Here is a 19969-nt window from a genome sequence, read left to right as displayed (position 1 = left end):
CGTCCGCCGATTGTCCCGCAGTGAGCTGCGAGAACAGCATCGGCGCGAAAGACGATCACGAACTGACGGTGTGCTTTCCTAGGACGAACGTACCGGTCCTACCCCGACAAAAGGGCAGGGTTTTAATTTGTCGAAGGTAGGGGTGGCTTGGTCTTGCACGGGAAGTGCACTATTTCAGGCTCAAACAACAGGCAGCACAGGCAGAAGAAGCAGCATGTCCGTCAGCAAGGAAGCCGTCATCGATCGCCTGAAGACGATCAGCGGGCCGGATTTCTCCGGCAATATCGTCGATCTCGGCATGGTGTCGGAAATCTTCATAGCCGACGCCAAGGTGTTCTTCTCCATCACCGTACCGGCAGCGCGCGCCCAGGAGATGGAGCCGCTGCGCGCGGCCGCCGAGCGCGTGGTGAAAGCCATTCCCGGCATTGCCGGCGCGGTCGTGGCGCTTACCGCCGAGAAGAAGAGCGGCGGTATGGAAGCGCCGGTGCCGCAGCGTCCGGCAGCGCCCCGTCCGGCTCCACCGCCTGCCGCCCCACGCCCTGCACCCGCACCCCGGCAGGCGCCGCCATCGCAAAGTTCCGGCAAGCGCGGCGTTCCCGGCATCGAAGCGATCATCGCCGTCGCTTCCGGCAAGGGCGGTGTCGGCAAATCCACCACCGCCGTCAACATCGCCCTCGGTCTCGCAGCCAATGGCCTGAAGGTCGGCGTTCTCGACGCCGATATCTACGGCCCCTCCATGCCGAAGCTGCTCGGCATCCATGGCAAGCCGGAGACGGTAGACGGCAAGGTGCTGAAGCCGAAGGAGAACTACGGCCTCAAGGTGATGTCGATGGGTTTCCTCGTCGATGAGGAAACGCCGATGATCTGGCGCGGGCCGATGGTGATGTCGGCGCTCACCCAGATGCTGCGCGAGGTCGAATGGGGGCCGCTCGACGTGCTGGTGGTCGACATGCCGCCCGGCACCGGCGACGCCCAGCTGACCATGGCCCAGCAGGTGCCGCTGGCCGGCGCGGTGATCGTCTCCACGCCACAGGATCTTGCCCTGATCGATGCGCGCAAGGGGCTGAACATGTTCAGGAAGGTCGACGTGCCATTGCTCGGCATCGTCGAGAACATGAGCTATTTCATCGCCCCCGACACCGGCAAGCGCTACGACATCTTCGGCCATGGCGGCGCGCAGAAGGAAGCCGAGCGTCTCGGCGTGCCGTTCCTCGGCGCCGTGCCGCTGGAAATGGGCATTCGCGAAAGCTCGGATGCCGGCTCCCCGGTGGTCGCTGCCAAGCCGGATGGCGCAGAAGCGAAGATCTACAAGGACATCGCGGCCAAGACCTGGGCACAGCTGCAGGCAGGGAAGGGCGCCGCCGAGAGCGGGCCAAGCATCGTTTTCGAATAGGCCAACCTTGCTGCCGGCGCGCGGCCATCGGAGGCCGTGGCCGGATCGAGGTACTCTCCTTCAATGCAGTGGCCGCAGGCAGGGCTCGCAGTGTCCTGCCGCAATGCCTGGAGCTCGGCTCGAAGGCATCGCGCGTGCGTTCGCTATCGCCAGAACCTCACCACCACTCTTCACTGACACGCGTTCGGGATGAACCCTCACCTTGGGGGAGCATACCTAGCACTTAGTCGTATGTCGTAAGTCGTATGTCATAAGAAGTTGCTTTCATTAGGATGGACGAATGGGCGTTTCAACGGGGGAAATCCATAGACGGTTGAGGAAAGAAAACGATGAGATCGGTTCAGTCCATTTTGAGAACTGGCGTGGCTGTGTTCGGCGTTGCTGCCTTGATGGGAACAACGGCGCCCGTTGCTGCGCAGGAACCCGATGGAGCCGTTAAGCTTCTTCAACAGCTTTTGCGTTTCGACACGTCGAATCCACCGGGGAAGACGTTGGAAGAAGCGACCTTCCTGAAGAAGGTCTTCGACGAAGCGGGCATAGAGAACGAGATCATAAAAACCCCGAAAGAGGGCGTGGCTCATTTCATCGCCCGGCTCAAAGGGGACGGCAGCAAGCAACCGATCCTGCTGGCCGCACATTCCGATGTCGTTCCGGTGGAGCGGCAGACATGGAGTGTCGATCCTTTCGCCGGCGAAATAAAAGGCGACTATGTGCTGGGCCGCGGTGCGATGGATTTCAAGGGCGGCCAGGCTGTCTTCGTTCAAGCTCTTCTGGATCTCAAAAAGAGTGGTGTCGCCCTGTCGAGGGACGTGATCTTTCTCGCCGAGGCCGACGAGGAGGCCGGCGACTATGGCACCGACTGGCTGGCAAAGAACCACTGGGAGAAAATCAAGGCCGAATTCGTGCTGAACGAAGGCGGGTGGATTTTCCAGGACAAGAACGGCGTCGCCCGGCAGGTCAACATCACAACGCGTGACAAAATCTACGCCGGTCTGCGGCTGCGGGTGGTTGGCACGCCTACGCATTCCTCGCGTCCACAGCCAGACAGCGCGATCGGCAAATTGACCAGAGCCCTGGCGAAAATATCCACATGGGACACCGAGCCGACCCTTACGGATCAAACCAAAGCTTACTTCAAGGCGCTTGCGTCGAGCGCGAGCGGGCAGATGAAAGCGGATCTCGAAACCTTGGCGTCGAGCAGCGACGCTTCAGCGTTGAAAGAAGCGGGCGAGCGCGTCTCCGCAACGGGCGATTATCCCTTGCTGTGGCATGCTCTGATGCGCAACACGGTGGCGCCGACGATCGTCAAAGCCGGGGTGAAGGAGAACGTCATTCCAGGCGCCGCTGAGGCCTATGTGAATATACGCCTCGTTCCCGGCTCCACGCCATGGGATGTGCAGCAACAGGTCGAGAAAGTCGTGTCTGATCCGGATGTCAAGATCAGTGTCGATACGACGATGAACGAGGCCGACGCGAGGGCCTACTACAAGGAACGCACCGAAGCTCAGGCATCGCCTACGGATACTCCTTTGTTCAAGGCTCTCGAGAAGGCAGCAAAAAAGACATGGCCCGAAGCCACGGTGGTTTCGGCTCTCTTCGAGGCAGGTACGGACGCATCCGCCTGGCGGGATCGCGGCATCCCGGTCTATGGCATCTATCCATACCCTTTGGACAACGAGACACTCGAACGAATGCACGGCAATGACGAACGCGTGGCCGTCAAGTCGTTGGAAGAAGGGACAACCTTCATCCATGACATGCTGGTCGACGTTGCGGCAAAGTGAGCATCAACCGGCTCCGGCTTGCGGAGACCAGTTGATTTAAGTCGCGAAGCAAAGGGTGGGAGCGGGATAGCGGTTCTTCTGGGTCGCATTCCGCTCTCGTGAGATCCACCAGGGGGAAACGGATCGAGACGAAACAGGCGCGAAAGTGCCGCCGGCTGCGACCCTGAGCCTCAGCCGCCCACCTTCTTGCCGAAGGTGGAGAAGAACTCGCCGGCGAGTTTCTTCGAGGTCGACGTGATGAGGCGGCTGCCCAACTGCGCGATCTTGCCGCCGACATCGGCCTTGGCCGCGTATTTCAAGAGTGTCGCGCCATCGCCGTCGGGGGCCAGCGTCACGTCGGCGCCGCCCTTGGCGAAGCCGGCGATGCCGCCCTTGCCTTCGCCCTGGATGGTGTAGGAATGCGGCGGCTTGAGGTTCTTCAGTGTCACCTCGCCGTTGAAGGTGGCCTTGATCGGCCCGATCTTCAGCACCACCGTGGCCGCCATATCTGTGGGCGACTTCATCTCCAGGCTCTGGCAGCCGGGAATGCTTTCCTTCAGCACCGACGGGTCGTTGAGCGCCGCCCACACCTTCTCCACCGGGGCTGCGATGCGTTCCTCGCCTTCGATAACCAGAGCCATGCAATCCTCCCGTTGAGACGGTCCTCTCATTTAGACGGCCCGCCACTAGCCAAAGCGGTAGCGTAGTGCATCAATGCTGTCCATCGCACCAAAGTCCGGGGGCATGGCCTTGCCGGGATGCGTGCGATGACATATCCAATTGTCGGACAAATGCGGAGACAGCCATGGCAGGCGCGCCTAGCGATAAGAAAAAGTTCCGGTCGCAGGAATGGTTCGACAATCCTGACAATCCGGGCATGACCGCGCTCTATCTGGAGCGCTACCTGAACTATGGTCTCACCCGCGCCGAACTGCAGTCGGGCAAGCCGTTGATCGGCATCGCCCAGACGGGTTCCGACCTGTCGCCCTGCAACCGCCATCACCTCGAACTCGCCAAGCGGGTGCGCGAAGGCATCGTTGCGGCCGGCGGCATTCCTTTCGAGTTCCCCTGCCATCCGATCCAGGAAACGGGCAAGCGCCCGACCGCCTCGCTCGACCGCAATCTGGCCTATCTCTCGCTGGTGGAGGTGCTCTACGGCTACCCGCTCGACGGCGTCGTGCTCACCATCGGCTGCGACAAGACCACGCCGGCCATGCTGATGGCGGCGGCCACCGTCAACATCCCGGCGATCGCGCTTTCCGTCGGGCCGATGCTGAACGGCTGGCACAAGGGCAAGCGCACCGGCTCCGGCACCATCGTGTGGGAATCGCGCCAGCGCCTGTCGGCCGGCGAGATCGACTACGACGAATTCATGGAGATCGTTGCGTCTTCCGCGCCTTCGGTCGGTTATTGCAACACCATGGGCACGGCCACGACCATGAACAGCCTGGCCGAGGCGCTCGGCATGCAGCTGCCGGGTTCGGCCGCCATTCCGGCGCCCTATCGCGAGCGCGGCCAGATCGCCTACGAGACCGGCAAGCGCATCGTCGACATGGTGCATGAGGACCTCAAGCCTTCGGACATCATGACGCGTGAAGCCTTCGAGAACGCCATCGTCGTCAACTCGGCGATCGGCGGTTCCACCAATGCGCCGATCCATCTCAACGCGATCGCCCGCCATCTCGGCGTCAGGCTGGACAATGACGACTGGCAGGCGATCGGCCACAAGATCCCGCTTCTGGTCAACCTGCAGCCGGCCGGCGAATATCTCGGCGAGGACTACCACCATGCCGGCGGCGTGCCGGCGGTGGTCGCAGAACTGATGAAGGCAGGCCTGCTGCCGCATTCCGGCGCCGTCACCGCCAACGGCAAGACCATGGGCGAGAATTGCGGCAAGGCCGAAAACCTCGACCCGAAGGTGATCCTGCCCGTTGCCGATCCGCTGAAGAAGGAAGCCGGCTTCATCAATCTCAAGGGCAATCTGTTCGACAGCGCCATCATGAAGACCAGCGTGATCTCCAAGGAGTTCCGCGACCGCTACCTGTCGAACCCGGCTGATCCCGAAGCCTTCGAAGGCAAGGTCGCGGTGTTCGACGGGCCGGAGGATTATCACGCCCGCATCGACGATCCCGCCGAGGGCATCGACGAACACACCATCCTGTTCATGCGCGGCGCCGGTCCGGTCGGTTATCCGGGCGGCGCGGAAGTGGTGAACATGCAGCCGCCTGCCTATCTCATCAAGAAGGGCATCCACTCGCTGCCTTGTATCGGTGATGGCCGCCAATCCGGCACGTCCGGCACGCCTTCAATCCTCAACGCTTCCCCGGAAGCCGCGGTCGGTGGCGGCTTGGCGCTGTTGCGGAAGGGCGACCGCGTGCGTATCGACTTGCGCAAGGGCACCGCCGACATGCTGGTGCCGGAGGACGAGCTTGCCCGCCGCCGTGCCGCGCTCGGCAGCAATGGCGGCTACCATTACCCGAAGCACCAGACGCCATGGCAGGAAATCCAGCGCTCGATGGTCGACCAGTTCTCGGAAGGCATGGTGCTGAAGCCGGCCGTCAAATACCAGGACGTCGCCCACACCGCAGGCATGCCGCGCGACAACCACTAGCTTGCGGTGGCGTCACTCGGCTGGACCGCCAAAGGGTCCCGCCGAGCGGCTAGTGGCGCTTGAAGTATTGCACCTCACGCTCGTGCTTCTCGGCCGCTTCCCGTGATTTGAACGTGCCGAGGTTCCTGCGCTTGTGGGTCCTGGGGTCCACCTTGCGCGAATAGAGACGGTATTCGCCTGATTTCAGCTTGCGGATCATGGCAACCTCCTGTGCAGCCACAACCCCGTACGGTTTTGCGCGGTTCCGATAATCTCTGCTCCGGTCAGGCAAGCGTCGGCAGGAGTACACGCTGATGCGAGCCTATCCGTTCGGCATGCCGTCGAATGTTGGCAGTGACGGATCAAGCAAATCCCAGGCATGGCCACGAGCGGCATAGGTGACCACCTGCGGCTTGAACTGGCCAGGGTCGTCCAGGCTGGCCGCCGAGACCGCGACGAAGTCCGGCATGGCGACGGTCGACAGATAGACCGGCGCGCCGCAGGTCGGGCAGAAGGCGTAGATCTTTTCGTTGCCGCTGTCGCTCGCCACACGCCAGCTGTTCGTTTCGCCCGTCATCGCCATGTCGGCCCGGCTGGCAAAGGTCAGATAGGAGGCGTGTCCGGTGCCGCTCTGTTTCTGGCAGTCGCGGCATTGGCAGTGGTTCTCGAAGATGGGTTCGCTTTTCGTCTCATAGCGGACCGCGCCGCAGGCGCATCCGCCGCGATAGATCTTGGTCATCGGGAATCTCTCGTTGGATGAAGGTCAGGCCGCTTTCGGCTTGCCGAAAATGTCGAGGCCGCGGCCGGTTTCCAGGAAGGATTTCAGGCTGGAGAGAACCACAGGCCAGCCGTTCTTCATGGTTTTCGCCATGTCGCTGCCGGCTTCGAGTTCATCATGCGTGACGGTCAGCCGAACCATGTTCTCATAGTCCTCGATCGCGAAGGTCACCCGGCTGTGGTTTGCAGGATCGGCAGCCTGCGCCGGAGCGGCCCAGGTGACGACGAGGCGGGTCGGCGGCGTGGCCTCGACGACCTTGCCGACAACCTTGACGGTGCGCTCGTCACTGGCGCGCACATGTTCCCACGCCGATCCCGGCTTCCAGTCGGAGACGTTCTCGTGGCCCCAGTAGCGTCGCGTGACGTCCGGTTTGGCGATGGCCTCGAACACCTTTTCCGGGGTCGAGAGGATGTAAGTCACATAGACAAAACTGGTCGTTTCCTTGGCCATCCTCACTCTCCTTCGAGTTCCTGCTTCAGATCGTGCAGCAGTGCGAGCCGCTGACGTTCGAATTTGCGCACCCATCGCTCGTAGACCTCATGCAGCGGCACGGGGTTGATGAAATGCAGCTTTTCCCGGCCACGCCGGACTGTGCTGACCAGATTGGCTTCTTCCAATATGCCAAGGTGCTGGGTGGCGGATTGCCGGGCCATGTCCAGGTCTTCGCAAAGCTGGCCGAGCGTCTGCCCGTTCTTCTCATAGAGAAGGTCAAGCAGCCTTCTGCGTGTCGGATCGCCCAGCGCCTTGAAAACCTTGTCCGCGTCCATCGTTCCCGCTCGAATGTGGGATGATAATATGCAGGTAAAAGCCTGCATGTCAATATCAAGCAGGTAAACACCTGCATTTTGGCTCGCGCCCTGCCTTCCGCGCGAGACCATTTCCTGAAAGCTGTCGGCAGGCCTATTTCGCCGTGACAACGGCTTCGGGCTGTCCATTTCCCGACAGGATCTGCGCCGCCCCGCGCAGGGCGTTGCGGAACGTATCGTCGAAGCCGAAGCCGCGCAGTTGCCAATGACGGTCCTGGCTCTTTGAAACGAGATGCCAGTCGGCGACCCAGCCAAGGGCTTCCTCGCGCCAGACCATGGTGCCGACAAGGAGGAGGTCGCCACCCAGGGTTTTGGCTCTTTTGGCGAGCACTTCCGGCTTGGACTTCCCGGTTCGGATTGCATCGGCTTTGTACCGCGCAGGCAACTGCAACGGCATGCCTGTCTGTTCAGCGGCCGCCAACAACGCCGCACGCATGTCCGCGGCGAGATAGTTGTCGCTCTTGTTTGCCAGCATGAAGCTGTCGCCTTTCATCGGCGCGGCTTCGATCAGTGCGACGATCTTGGGTCGCGGCAACGGCCAGGGTTTGCGTCCGAGCGATGCCAAAAGAGCATTGATCTTGTCCGGATCGAAGTCGGCGGTGAGATATTGCGGCCGGTCGTAGGTGCCTTGTTCGTCATGCGGCGGGCGGTTGTTGAGGAGGTCCCGATAGCTGAACGCCTTGAGATAATCGGGAGCGTGTCGCGCCATTTCAGCGACACGCGGATCGCCGATCAGGCGAGGATCGCCGGAAACCTTGACCAGCACGTCTTCCAGGCTAGGGGCCAGCGCACGCGCCCGGTTCACTTCGCCGAAGCCATTGGTTACCGATTGGCCACGATAAAGATTGGTACGGTTGACTTCCGCTGCGCTCGCGGAAACCGCCATCGCCAGCGCTGCTGCAACGATCCCCGACTTCAAACCACCAAACATGCCAATTCTCCTGGTTTGACGGCGGCAGCTTAGAGCAATTCCAGGAAAAGTGTGTAACGGTTTTCTGTCCGGAATTGCGTAAAAACAAAGAGTTAGAGCGTTTCCGCGTTTCCGTGGAAAACGGAAACGCTCTAGAGGCAACGGCAGACAACGCGAATTTGGATGGTGATGCTGAGGTCGGCTCGAACTTTTTCATCTGGACTTGTCGAAAACGGTCGCGCCCGATCGTCTATAAAAGATGGAGCATCCTTTGCGTGTCCAAAAGGGCGTGTCGCGCTCCAAGGAGAGGCCTATGAATTTCACGGACGACGAACTCTTGAGTTTCGATGCGCATGGCGCCGCGCCGCTTCCCACTGCAATGATGGAAGGGTTCGTGGAGAACGACGGCGCTCGGATCTGGCATGCCGTCTATGGCTCGGGTCCCGCCGTCGTCCTGCTGCATGGCGGGCTCGGGCATGCCGGCAATTGGGGCCATCAGGTTCCGGCACTCGTCCAGGCAGGCAGGACGGTGGTCGTCATCGACAGCCGCGGCCATGGCCGCAGCACGCGCGACGCCGGGGCATTCGGCTACGAGCGGATGGCGGGCGACGTATTGGCCGTCATGGATCACCTCAGCCTCGAGAAGGCGGCGCTCGTCGGCTGGAGCGACGGCGCCTGCACGGCGCTGATCCTGGCCGACAAGCATCCGGAGCGTGTTTCGGGCGTCTTCTTCTTCGCCTGCAACATGGATCCCAGCGGCACGCTGGACTTCAAGCCGACGCCGCTGACCGATCGCTGCTTCAGCCGCCACGGCAAGGATTATGCGGCCCTGTCGGCGACCCCCGATGATTTCTCGACCTTCGTGTCCGATGTCGGGCGCATGATGTCGACCGAGCCGAACTACAGCGCCAGGCAACTGAGAGGCATCCGGGTGCCGGTTGCGGTCGTCATCGGCGAACAGGACGAGTTCATCCGGCAGGACCATGCCGATTATCTTGCGCTCAGCATTCCCGGCGCCGAACTCGTCGTGCTTGCAGGCGTCGGCCATTTCGCGCCGCTGCAGCGTCCGGTTCAGTTCAATCGGGAAGTGCGCCGCTTTCTCGATCGGGTCGGATAAGCCTCGGTGGGTCAGACGTGGCGCTTGGGCATCGCCACGAGCGCCGCTTCGATCATGAGGTTGCGCAGGTTGCTGGCCACGACCCGGTTCCGGCCCTGCCGTTTCGCCTGGTAGAGAGCCGCATCGGCGGCTTCGAACAGGGAGCCGTCGTCGTCGGCGAAGGCGGGGCGGATGGTCGCGCAGCCCACGCTCACCGATACGATCCCATATTCGCTGGCGTCGTGCCGTATATTGAGGTTACGCACCGCGGCGCAGATATCCTCGCCGATCTTCAGCGCTCCAGCCGCGTCGGTTCCGGGCAACAGCGCCACGAATTCCTCGCCGCCGTAACGCGCACAGAAATCGTCCGGCCGCTTCAGCACCTTGCGGATGGCGGAAGCCACCTCGCCCAGGCACTTGTCGCCCTTTGCATGACCATAGACGTCATTATACGTCTTGAAGAAATCGATATCGATGACGTGGAGAGACAGAAAGTCGCTGTGCCGCGCGGCCAGGCGCCACTTCACGCGGCTTTGCTCGTTGAGCTGGCGCCGGTTCGGCAGTCCGGTGAGAACATCGACGGCTGCCATTTTTTCCAGTTGCTGTTCGCGCAACACGCGCACCGTCACCTCGCGTGTGGAGCCGACGATGAAGCGCGGCCCCTCCTTGGACGTGGTGGTCGACAGGCGCATGCGGTTCTCGAACCACAGTTCGTTTCCGTCCGCATCGAAGGCCCGGAAGAGACAGTCGACATCCTCTTCGCCGCGGCGCGCGCGTTGCAAGGCGGCGTCTATGATGCCGAGATCGTCCGGATGTATGTGGTTGCGCCAGTCGAAATCGCCAAGCGCGCCTTCACCGAGGCCGAGCACCTGTGCGGTCACCGGTGAAATGAAGACGATGCGCCCGTCGAGATCGCAGACGAAGGCCATGTCGCCGGATTGGCGGGCGACCATTTCGTAGATGTCGCGGTCGGCTTGCGCCAGGCGCTGCAACTGTTCGCGCTCGTGCAGGAGTGCCGCGATCATGACGACGATGATGAAGGTGATGACCAGGAACACCCGGCAAAACAGCAGTGCGTGATGGACATTGGCGTCGCTCTGGCCGCCGCCCACCACGTGCAGATTGTCCATGGCATGGAACGGGCCTTGTCCCGTGCCGGTCAAAAGTACCGCGATCGGCACGAGAAGGGCCATGGCGACGGAGAGGCCGATGAAGCCGACGCGGAAAAGGATGATGATCAGCGGCGGCAGGATCAGGAACAGCGGCAGCACCGACGGTTGCTTGAAGATCAGTGCGGCGAACACACCGAAACCGGCGATCAAGGCGATTGCTTCCACCATCTTGCCGCTGCGGTGGAGTTCACGCCATTGCCGTGGCCGGGCGCGCAGCACCGGCGGCGTCAGCACCAGATAGGCCAGCGCCACGTTGGAATAGACGTTGAACCAGTATTCCGCCGAACTGTATCCGGGCGGCGGAATGCGCACGGCGGCAAATATGCTGGCGCAGACGAGCGGCAGCACCACCACCGTGACGAAACCGGCCGTTGCCCAGGCGCCGAGCTGGTCGGAACGGCCCTCGACCCAGTCGCGGTCGCGCGACAGGATGGCGGCGCCGGCCGTGGCGGCGAGGATCGATGTTACGGTGCTGACCAGTGCAAAGAAGCTGGTCAGTTCGGAGAGCGAGCCGATTGCCAGTGCCCGCACCATGATCAGCATCGGAAATGCGGTGATCAGATAGGCCGGCCATTGCCGGCGCGGCGTCAGGAGAAGGATCGCCAGCAGCAGGGCATAGGTCAGCTGCAGGGCAACCATGCCCTGAATGCGGAACACTGAATTCGAAAGGTAGTTGGCGAGGCCGAGCAGTGCGATCCAAAACAGGAACCGCGCCATGGTTCCTGTTCTCTGACCGGAGCCAAGTATCTGTATTTGCTGCATTAGCTACGTGTAATCGAGTGTGCCCCTTGCCCTCCTTCCTTCTAGCTTGCCGTCTTTAAGAATGGGATGCCAGAGGCAATCGCATTTAAATCGAATTCGATGAGTGTCCGGCCGGCTTCTTGAGCGTCGGCAGCCCCCGAGCCTTGGCCCAAGACAGGCTCCATGGTGCCGGAAATCTGTTTGCCTCGGGACAGAAGTGTCGTGCGTTCAGGCAAAAGCGCTGCGCCTGGGCAATTCCAGCAAAGTGCGCGGCGTTTTCGACAAAAGCGGAAACGCTCTAGAGATAGGCCGTGATTTCAGGTGCCTGCAGCTGCTGATCGCGCTTGCCGTCTTCATAGATGACGGGAGCGGCCGCCAGTTCTTCTTCCGTGGCGTCGTCGAGGCAGGCAACATTCACCGCCCAGAAATTGCCGCCCATGAACTCGAGATAGCCGCGCGAGAACGGATGCACGCCGCATTTCGGGCACATGTAATGATTGATGTCGCCTTCGGGCCAATTTGAGGGACTGGCCTTGTATTCCGCCATCTCGGCCTTGCCGCTGGTGATGTCGACCGCCTCATAGGCGGCAAAGGACTTCTTGTAACCGACCTTGAGGCAGAAGCTGCAGTTGCAACGGCGGATGCCTTCGTCGAGGTCGAGTTCGGCAGAAAAGCGGATAAAGCCGCAGTGACAGCTGCCGTGATAGGTCTTCTTCATCCTCTTCCCCGTCTTCCATTCGACCGGCTTCGCAAGCATGCACATTGTCCGCTGCGACGATACCCGCCTCGACGCGCGGGCGGCATCGTTATGGCCAGTTCTTGCCACCGAGGGCAGGGCAATCGCATTTGCATGCAGCGCGACTTGAAGCAGGGTCTCGATCGCCGCACCTTCGTCCACGTTCCGGAATGGCCCGGAAGAAACATGGCCATATGCGGCTGCCGCTCAGTAGGAGCTGTTATGTCGATAATTTTACCCGGATAATATTGACGTGACCGATAAAGCCGGGCATAGGGCGGACGTTTCGGCAGCGGCGGCATTTCGCTACAGTCGCCGCTACGGCGGAATCAGGAACGACCGGCATGAACGACAAGGCTTCCCGTCGCCAGCGCGACCTGACCAGCGGGCCGATCGCGTCGACGCTTCTGGTGTTTGCGCTGCCGGTGCTCGGTTCCAACGTGCTGCAATCGCTCAACGGCTCGATCAACTCGATCTGGGTGGGCCGGTTCCTCGGCGAAACCGCGCTTGCCGCGACCTCCAACGCCAATCTGGTGCTGTTCCTTCTGCTCGGCACGATGTTCGGCATCGGCATGGCGGCAACCATTCTGGTTGCGCAGTCGGTCGGTGCCCGCGACATGGCCGAGGCCCGGCGCATCGTCGGCACCAGCGCGACGTTCTTCTTCCTGGTCTCGCTGGTCTTCGCGCTTGGCGGCTGGCTGTTCGTGGATCAGATTCTTGGGTTGCTCGGCACGCCGGCCGATGTGATGCCGCTGGCACGCGCCTATCTGGTCATCATCTTCGCAGCGGTGCCGGCGGCCAATCTCCTCTCCTTCGTCATGACCATCCTGCGTGGCGCCGGCGATTCCCGCACGCCGTTCTTCTTCATGGCGCTCGCCGTCGTGCTCGACATCATACTCAATCCGCTGCTCATCATTGGTTTCGGCCCGATACCGGGCTTCGGCATCGCCGGGTCCGCGCTCGCCACGCTGATCGGCCAGACCGTGAGTGTGGCCGCGATCCTGATCCTGCTCTACCGGCGCAAGCACCCCCTGCGGCTGGCCGGCCCCGATCTCGCCTTGCTGAAACCTGATCCGCGCCTGCTGCGCATCGTCGTCACCAAGGGCATCCCGATGGGCCTGCAGATGATCGTCATCTCGATGGCGGCGCTCGTGCTGATGGGCATGGTCAATGGCTACGGCTCGCAGGTGGCGGCTGCCTACGGCATCGCCGCTCAGTTGTGGACCTATGTCCAGATGCCGGCGCTGGCGATCGGCGCCGCCGTGTCTTCGATGGCGGCGCAGAATGTCGGCGCCCGCCGCTGGGACCGCATCGGCCGTATCTGCGCCGCCGGCGTTGGCTTCAATCTCCTGCTCACAGGCACGCTGGTGCTGCTGCTTTATCTGTTCGACCGGCCGGTGCTTGGCCTGTTCCTGGCAGCCGATGGTCCCGCGGTGGATATCGCCCAGCGCATCAACAATGTCGCCTCGTGGTCGTTCATCCTGTTCGGCGTCACCATCGTGCTGTTCGCTACCGTTCGCGCCACCGGGGCGGTGATGCCGCCGCTGATCATCCTGATCATCTCGGTGCTCTTCGTCCGCACGGGCTTTGCCTATTCGCTGCGCGACGTGCTCGGCCAGGACGCGCTATGGTGGAGTTTCCCAGCCGGCTCGATCGCCTCGCTGGTGCTGGCCGTCGCCTACTACCGCTTCGGCAAATGGCGCACCATGCACATGATCGAAGAGGAACGGCCGGCCGCGGGCGAACCGCCGGATACCGGCCTCGGCGTGCCGCGCGGGCGCGCCGGCCTGGCACCGCAAGGGGAGAGCTGACCTCCTTCTTCTCCCATGTTTGAAAAGCAGGACAGCAAGCTTGCTCCTCCACCGCAAGGCGGTAGGATCGCCGCCGCAACGAGGTGGCAGTAGCGAGGCGGATGGTGACGGGGGAAAGCGATGAAGCGGCATCGCAAGGATCGCGCATCGCCGAGGTCTTCCTGGCCTTTCTCCAGCTTGGCCTGACGTCTTTCGGCGGACCGATCGCGCATCTCGGTTATTTTCGTGACGCCTTCGTGGTGCGTAGGAAATGGATCGACGAGGCCGGTTATGCCGATCTCGTCGCGCTGTGCCAGTTCCTTCCCGGTCCCGCCTCCAGCCAGGTCGGCTTTTCGCTCGGCGTGCTGCGCGGCGGCGGTCTCGTCGGCGGGCTTGCGGCCTGGGCCGCCTTCACGCTGCCGTCGGCATTGCTGCTGCTTGCCTTCGCGCTGGGTGCCGGCGCCCTCGACAATACCGTCGGCCAGGGCATTCTGCATGGGCTGAAACTGGTGGCGGTGGCCGTGGTCGCGCAGGCGCTGTGGGGCATGGCGCGCACGCTGACGCCCGACCGTCAGCGCATCGCCATTGCGTTCGGCGCACTTATGCTAAGCACCCTCGTTGGCGGCTGGCTTGGCCAGGTCGGCGCCATCGCTGCCGGTGCGGTTGCCGGGCTGTTCCTCTGCCAGGGCGAGGCCGGTGCAGCATCGACACATCCGGCCTTTCCGGTCAGCCGCAGGGCCGGCATCGCCGCGCTCGTCCTGTTCGCGGTCCTGCTCACGCTGCCGCCGCTGCTCGCCAGCTGGACCGGCAGCCATGCGCTCGCCTTCTTCGACGCTTTCTATCGTTCCGGCGCGCTGGTGTTCGGTGGCGGTCATGTCGTGCTGCCGCTGCTGGAGAACGCGGTTGCCGCACCCGGCTGGGTGCCGGTGCAGGATTTTCTCGCCGGCTACGGCGCGGCACAGGCCGTGCCCGGTCCGCTTTTCACCTTTGCCGCTTATCTCGGCGCCGTTTCCGGCATCGTGCCCAATGGCCTTCTGGGCGCCTCCATTGCGCTCGTCGCGATCTTTCTGCCCGGCCTTCTGCTTGTCTATGGCGCGCTGCCGTTCTGGGATGAGTTGCGCACTTTGCCAAAGGCGCAGGCGGCGATGCGCGGCACCAATGCCGCGGTGGTCGGCATCCTCGCTGCCGCCTTCTACGATCCGGTGTTGACCAGCGCGATCGCCGATTGGCTCGATGTCTTGCTTGCCCTCGGCGGCTTCCTGCTGCTGGTGTTCGCCAAGGCGCCGCCCTGGGTGGTGGTGGTCCTGCTGGCGATGGCCGGGGCCGCGGTGTGAGTGCGCCCTTATCTCCCCCCATGTGGGGGAGAAAGCGATTTCAGCATTTTAGCGAGCACGCCCGCAGGGCGGCGCAGCTAAGTGCTAGAAATCGCAAGAGAGGGGATTTGCAGCCGCCACGTTGGTGATCTGCTTCTTACCCTCTCGAACAAAGAGAAGAGATTTGTCAAATGCGAGATGTATCAGCTGAAAATCCCCTCTCTTGGATTTTCTACGACTTAGACTGCGCCGCCCTGCGGGCGTGCTCGCTAAGATCGTGAAAATCCTTTCTCCCTCGCAAGGGGGGAGATAAAAGCGCCTCGCCATCGCCTAAGGCAAGGGCAGGCACCAGATCGCGAACAGGGGCTGGTCGCCCGAGCGCATGGCGTGGACGATGTTGGCAGGGTTGTGGATCAACCCGCCGATACCCGGCGCAATCCATGGCTCATCATTCTGGCGCCAGTCTCCGGCGGACAGAGCGATATAGACCTCTTCCGGCGGATGGCGGTGGTCGGGATAGACCATGTTCGGACTGAGAATGGAGACGCCGATCTCGACATGCTCGCTCGCGATCACGCCGTCGCGACCGACGATCGTCGCGCCGGCGTAGTTTTCGGCGAGCGCTTTGGAATCACGCCTCTCCTCGCGGCTGGTCCAATCGAGCAACGGCTCGATTGCCTGGAAGGAGACGGCAAGCTTGCGCAAATGCGGTCCGGCATTTTCCAGATTGCGGTAGCCGGCAGCAAGATGGGTGCAGGCCGGCCGTCGTGCCGGCTGCGCCGGGCCGGTCTCGATCTCGCCACGCGGAATGCTGTCGGCCACCCGCCGCCAGCCACGTGCCAAGGGCGTGTCCCCGACCGCTTTCGGCTCGATCGCGGCCGCGAGGTCATCGAGGAAGGTGATCAGCTTCTCTTGGTTGGATGCTGCCATGCTGCTGCTCCGGCGTTGTGGTCACACTGTCCCGCGCGAGACAGGATGGAAGCAATGGCGAGCCTGGCACCGTATTTCCGGCAAGCGGAGACGACGACGCCGGCGTTGCCTTCACCCTCCCATGCCGGAACGGGGCAGGTGGATGATGCCGTCGAAGCGCTGGCGCAGGCGGTCGTCGATGGCGCGCGGCACGTGGTGCGGGAAACGCTCGGCCAGGATCCGTTTCTTCTCGGCGATGGCGCGCTGCAGGATGTCGGGCTTGCCGCGCTCGTTCCATTCCTTCGGCGAGAAACGGTCGCCGATGGCCGGGTAGAAATACTCCGTCTGCATCAGCTTCAGCGTCTGGTCGTTGCCGAGATAGTGGCCGGGACCGTTGAGGCAGACTTCGGTGATGGTGTCGATCGACAGCGCCTCGTCGCTGACCTCGATGCCGCGCACGCAGCGCAGGCACTGGCCGATCATGTCATTGTCGATGATCAGGCTTTCCAGGCAGAAGCCGAGCAGCGAAGCGTGCATGCCGGCCGATTCATAGACGAGATTCAGCCCCGACAGGCCGGCCATCACGTCGGTGATGCCCTTTTCGAAGCCGGACTGGATGTCGGGCAGTTTGGAATCGGCCATGCCGGCGGCTGATCCGCCGGGCAGGTCGTAGAATTGCGCCATCTGCGCGCAGGCCGAAGTCAACAGCGCCTGCTCGGCCGACCCGCCGGACATCGCGCCGGTGCGCAGGTCCGAGACGAAAGGCCAGGTGCCGAAGATGGCGGGGTGCCCGGGCTTCAGGGCGTTGACATAGACCAGTCCTGCCAGCACTTCGGCCACCGCCTGCACCACCGCACCGGCGATTGCCGCGGGTGCCGTCGCGCCGGCCTGGCCGGCGGAAAGCAGCAGGATCGGGATGCCGCCTTCCACGCAGGCTTCCAGCACGCCGCAGGCATCCTCCGCGAATTTCATCGGCGGCACGACGAAGCAGTTGGAGTTGGAAACGAAGGGCCGGGCGCGGAAATTCTCCTCGCCGCCGGCGATCGCATAGAGCATCTCCAGAGCCGGCTTCACGTTTTCGCGCACCGTGAACGAGGTGCCGACGTGCTTGGAGGTTCCCATCACGCAGGCATAGAGCGTGTTGAAATCCATCTCGAGCGGATCGGGAATGTCGCGCGGCACCATCGGCCGTTGGAAGAAGTGGATGTTGTCCAGCCCGTCGACGATGCGCGCGGCGTCGTAGATGTCCTGCAGCAGGCTCTCGCGGTATTCGCGCTTTTCGACATCGACCAGATGCACGGCGGCACCCGCCGTGCCGTAATGCACGCGCTTGCCCTGGATCAACATGTCGTGTTTGGGATCCTGGCCATGCAGCGTGAAGTTGCGTGCGGCGTTGCGGATCGTGTCGAGCACCAGCGCTCGCGGGAAGCGGATGCGGCCATCCTCGCTGTAGCTGGCGCCGACCCTGGTCAGCGCCTCGATGCAGGATGGAATGGCGTTGGCGAAGCCGACTGTTTCCAGAAGCGTCAGCACCGCCTCATGGATGCGTTCCAGGTCGTTTTGGGCCAATGGACCGTAGCGTCCGCCCTCCAGGCCGGCTCTCACTGGCCTAATGTCGTCAGCCAGTGGCGCCGCGCGCATGGCGCGTCTCGCTTCACGCCCGCCGGATCGTCGGGACCGGCTGTCGCCTTGCAAATCCTGCTTTTCCGCCGTCATGGACATGGAAAACCTCCACTTTTTGTCCTGAAGCTTTGCATGTGGCGGTTGGTCCACCATCAGCAAGCTTCTTCCCCTTGCTTCGCGGAACTATGCCAATCGTATTGGTGCAGCATATGTGCCAGCGATTTCGGGAAGATGGACCAGCGAAGAGGCAGAAATGCGGTTACTCGCCTTGGGCCGCATCACTTCTGAAAAAGCGATTTGCCCGGGCCGCCAGCGCGGCCGCGAAGCCCTGCAATCCAAGTGCCGGAAATTCCTGAAGGTTCAGAACGACAGGTGGGGAAATGGATCGCCCGGCAGATGGAGCGCCTGCGCAGGAGCATCCAGGTTCCGGCACCGAATCGCGGCGGAGACGAACCGGAGAGCCGCGAATTTAAAAACCCTCCCCCCGTTCAAGGGGGAGGGCTATTGTCGCTTGGGAGGTGGACCTATGCCGCCGCCGGCCTACGGCCTGCTGCGGTCGCGAGCTCGCGAATGCCGGGTTCGATATGTTGAAGCGCAATGGACGAAATGCCCAGCCGCATGAATCGTGACGGCTTGTCGGTGCGGTCGAAGAAACGGTCGCCCGGTTCGATGATCACGCTGCGGCTGGCCGCCGCCGCCGCGAGATCGCGGGAGTCGGTGCCGCGCGGTCCTTCCAGCCACAGCGAGGTGCCGCCAGCGGAATCGGTAGCGCGCCATTCCGGCAGGAATGCCGAGATCGCGTGCACCAGCCGCTTGCGCCGCTCGTCGAAGGCCGTCGAAAGACGGCGCACCAGCGCCTCGTGATGGCCGAGCGAGAGGAACAGCGCCACCGCGCGCTGGTTGTTGGCCGGCGGGTGGCGCAGCATGAAGCGGCGCAGCGCGCGCAGTTCCGCGATCAGCCCGGCGGAGGCCACGATGTAGCCGAGGCGCAGGCCGGGTGCCAGCGTCTTCGACATCGAGCCGACATAGACGACGCGGCCGGAGCGATCGATGCTCTTCAGCGCCTGCTGTGGGGCCTCGTCCAGCAACTGGCTGTCGTAGCCGTCCTCGATGATGATGTGGTTGTTGCGGTTGGCGCGGGCCAGCAGGTCCTGCCGGCGCTCCTGCGACAGTGGCACCATCGTCGGGCACTGGTGGCTCGGCGTCACGAACACGAAGCCCGTGTCTGCCGGGATCGCCGAGGTGACGATGCCGGACTGGTCGACCGGGACAGGCTGGATGTCGGCGCCGGCCAGCCGGAAGATCGAGCGGGCATCGGGATAGCCGGGGTCTTCCATTGCCACCTTCGAGCCCTTGGTCATCAAGAGTGTGGCCAGCATATAAAGTGCGTTCTGCGCGCCCAGCGTCACGATGATCTCGTCCGGATTGGCGAAGATGCCGCGCCGCGGCAGCAGCCGCGCCTGGATCTGTTCGATCAGCAGCGGGTCGTCGCGGTCGACCATGTCGGAGGCCCAGTTGCGGATCTCCAGCACGGCTAGCGCCATGCGGTTGCACTCGCGCCACTCGGCGGTCGGGAACAGCGCCGGGTCGAACTGGCCGTATACGAACGGATATGACGACTTGATCCAGTTGTCGTGCTTGGCCGGCGGCGGCATGTCGCTGGCGGCGATCTGGCGCAGCTTCTTCCAGTCGATCTCGTTGGCCTGTTCCGGTGTCTTCTGCGGCCGTGCCGGCGTCGCCAGAACCTCCGGGTTCACGAAGTGACCGCGCCGTTCGCGTGCCACCAAAAAGCCTTGATCGACCAGCTGCTGGAAGGCGAGCACCACGGTGCCGCGCGCCACGCCGAGCTTCTCGGCGAGGATCCGGCATGAGGGGAGCGGCATGGACGCGGCGATCTGACGGTCGAGGATCGCGGCCACGATGGCTTGGCGGATCTGCGCCTGCAGGGTCTGGCCGGACTCGGCCGAAATCCTGAACAGGCCCGACCATATCGCGGTGTCGTTACGCTGTGGCATATTCGGGCGCTCCTCGTTGGTCAGTCTTTTTTGTTTTGTGGACCATTGGACTGTATGATTGGTACAAGGGGTTGCGCCAATCAATTTTTCTGATCGCTGGGATTTATGCCAGTGATCCTTCATTCCCGCCGGTGAACACCAAAAAGTAGAAATTTCCCGCTCTGGTTGGCGTGGCAGGATGCATGCCCCGCTCCATTTCGCGCGGACGCAAAAATGTGCGCGCCGATTGGCTTGAACCGATTGAAACTCCGCTAGATAAGTTCGCTGCAAGCCTGTCGCTTGCCGCACTCGCTCTGCTAAAGTCTGAACCGACCCTGCCATAGTCTGGAGATCG

General features: G+C 62.8%; 17 protein-coding genes. 6 read left to right on the top strand and 11 right to left on the bottom strand.

Annotation, left to right across the window (positions count from 1 at the left end):
• Nucleotides 1-214 precede the first annotated feature (214 nt).
• Together ACFWXH_RS14750 and ACFWXH_RS14745 are read left to right on the top strand one after the other, a co-directional pair.
• Entirely contained in the window at nt 215-1393 is a 1179-nt protein-coding gene (locus ACFWXH_RS14750; protein ID WP_379121412.1) for an Mrp/NBP35 family ATP-binding protein, read from the top strand.
• Between the two features lie 362 nt (nt 1394-1755).
• The gene (locus ACFWXH_RS14745) at nt 1756-3177 is read left to right on the top strand and encodes a M20/M25/M40 family metallo-hydrolase (RefSeq protein ID WP_379121410.1); all 1422 of its coding nucleotides are present in this window, start codon (nt 1756-1758) and stop codon (nt 3175-3177) included.
• A 170-nt stretch (nt 3178-3347) separates the two neighbouring features.
• Here the strand turns inward: ACFWXH_RS14745 and ACFWXH_RS14740 are convergent, their stop codons facing one another.
• Complete coding sequence (locus ACFWXH_RS14740) at nt 3348-3797, bottom strand: carbon monoxide dehydrogenase subunit G (protein ID WP_379121408.1); 450 nt, start codon at nt 3795-3797, stop codon at nt 3348-3350.
• Between the two features lie 164 nt (nt 3798-3961).
• Here ACFWXH_RS14740 and ACFWXH_RS14735 point away from each other — a divergent pair, with 164 nt between their 5' ends.
• Nucleotides 3962-5767, top strand: coding sequence for an IlvD/Edd family dehydratase (locus tag ACFWXH_RS14735; protein ID WP_379121406.1), 1806 nt, complete (start codon nt 3962-3964; stop codon nt 5765-5767).
• Nucleotides 5768-5816: 49 nt separating this feature from the next.
• On the opposite strand, the gene ACFWXH_RS14730 is transcribed toward ACFWXH_RS14735, so the two are convergent.
• From ACFWXH_RS14730 to ACFWXH_RS14710, 5 genes are all read right to left on the bottom strand, one after another.
• Nucleotides 5817-5966 carry a hypothetical protein gene (locus ACFWXH_RS14730; RefSeq protein ID WP_097575905.1) on the bottom strand — a complete coding sequence of 50 codons (150 nt, stop codon included), beginning with the start codon at nt 5964-5966 and terminating at the stop codon, nt 5817-5819.
• A gap of 102 nt (nt 5967-6068) precedes the next feature.
• Nucleotides 6069-6485, bottom strand: a complete 417-nt coding sequence (locus ACFWXH_RS14725; protein WP_379121403.1) for a GFA family protein — start codon at nt 6483-6485, stop codon at nt 6069-6071.
• A gap of 24 nt (nt 6486-6509) precedes the next feature.
• Entirely contained in the window at nt 6510-6974 is a 465-nt protein-coding gene (locus ACFWXH_RS14720) for an SRPBCC family protein (RefSeq protein ID WP_379121401.1), read from the bottom strand.
• Between the two features lie 2 nt (nt 6975-6976).
• A complete protein-coding gene (locus ACFWXH_RS14715; RefSeq protein WP_379121399.1) occupies nt 6977-7291 on the bottom strand; it encodes an ArsR/SmtB family transcription factor in 315 nt (104 codons plus the stop codon).
• Nucleotides 7292-7424: 133 nt separating this feature from the next.
• Entirely contained in the window at nt 7425-8261 is an 837-nt protein-coding gene (locus ACFWXH_RS14710; RefSeq protein ID WP_379121397.1) for a DUF2066 domain-containing protein, read from the bottom strand.
• Between the two features lie 292 nt (nt 8262-8553).
• On the opposite strand from ACFWXH_RS14710, the gene ACFWXH_RS14705 reads away from it, so the two are divergent.
• Entirely contained in the window at nt 8554-9357 is an 804-nt protein-coding gene (locus tag ACFWXH_RS14705; protein WP_379121395.1) for an alpha/beta fold hydrolase, read from the top strand.
• Between the two features lie 11 nt (nt 9358-9368).
• On the opposite strand, the gene ACFWXH_RS14700 is transcribed toward ACFWXH_RS14705, so the two are convergent.
• Together ACFWXH_RS14700 and ACFWXH_RS14695 are read right to left on the bottom strand one after the other, a co-directional pair.
• A complete protein-coding gene (locus ACFWXH_RS14700) occupies nt 9369-11225 on the bottom strand; it encodes a diguanylate cyclase (protein ID WP_379121393.1) in 1857 nt (618 codons plus the stop codon).
• Between the two features lie 322 nt (nt 11226-11547).
• Nucleotides 11548-11967 (bottom strand): GFA family protein, encoded by a 420-nt coding sequence (locus tag ACFWXH_RS14695; protein WP_054313212.1) that lies wholly within the window; start codon nt 11965-11967, stop codon nt 11548-11550.
• A 362-nt stretch (nt 11968-12329) separates the two neighbouring features.
• Here ACFWXH_RS14695 and ACFWXH_RS14690 point away from each other — a divergent pair, with 362 nt between their 5' ends.
• Together ACFWXH_RS14690 and chrA are read left to right on the top strand one after the other, a co-directional pair.
• Nucleotides 12330-13796 carry an MATE family efflux transporter gene (locus tag ACFWXH_RS14690; protein ID WP_379121391.1) on the top strand — a complete coding sequence of 489 codons (1467 nt, stop codon included), beginning with the start codon at nt 12330-12332 and terminating at the stop codon, nt 13794-13796.
• Nucleotides 13797-13897: 101 nt separating this feature from the next.
• Nucleotides 13898-15109 carry a chromate efflux transporter gene (gene chrA, locus ACFWXH_RS14685; RefSeq protein WP_379122217.1) on the top strand — a complete coding sequence of 404 codons (1212 nt, stop codon included), beginning with the start codon at nt 13898-13900 and terminating at the stop codon, nt 15107-15109.
• A gap of 309 nt (nt 15110-15418) precedes the next feature.
• Here chrA and ACFWXH_RS14680 read toward each other — a convergent pair whose 3' ends face one another.
• From ACFWXH_RS14680 to ACFWXH_RS14670, 3 genes are all read right to left on the bottom strand, one after another.
• The gene (locus ACFWXH_RS14680) at nt 15419-16018 is read right to left on the bottom strand and encodes a dimethylsulfonioproprionate lyase family protein (RefSeq protein WP_379121389.1); all 600 of its coding nucleotides are present in this window, start codon (nt 16016-16018) and stop codon (nt 15419-15421) included.
• A gap of 111 nt (nt 16019-16129) precedes the next feature.
• Nucleotides 16130-17719, bottom strand: coding sequence for a trimethylamine methyltransferase family protein (locus tag ACFWXH_RS14675; protein ID WP_379121387.1), 1590 nt, complete (start codon nt 17717-17719; stop codon nt 16130-16132).
• A 425-nt stretch (nt 17720-18144) separates the two neighbouring features.
• Nucleotides 18145-19635, bottom strand: a complete 1491-nt coding sequence (locus ACFWXH_RS14670; RefSeq protein ID WP_054313189.1) for a PLP-dependent aminotransferase family protein — start codon at nt 19633-19635, stop codon at nt 18145-18147.
• Nucleotides 19636-19969: the final 334 nt, after the last annotated feature.

Source organism: Mesorhizobium sp. NPDC059054, assembly GCF_042739215.1.
Classification (GTDB): domain Bacteria; phylum Pseudomonadota; class Alphaproteobacteria; order Rhizobiales; family Rhizobiaceae; genus Mesorhizobium.
The sequence above is the reverse complement of the archived record's forward strand: the minus strand, read 5'-3'. Positions and strand labels throughout refer to the sequence as shown.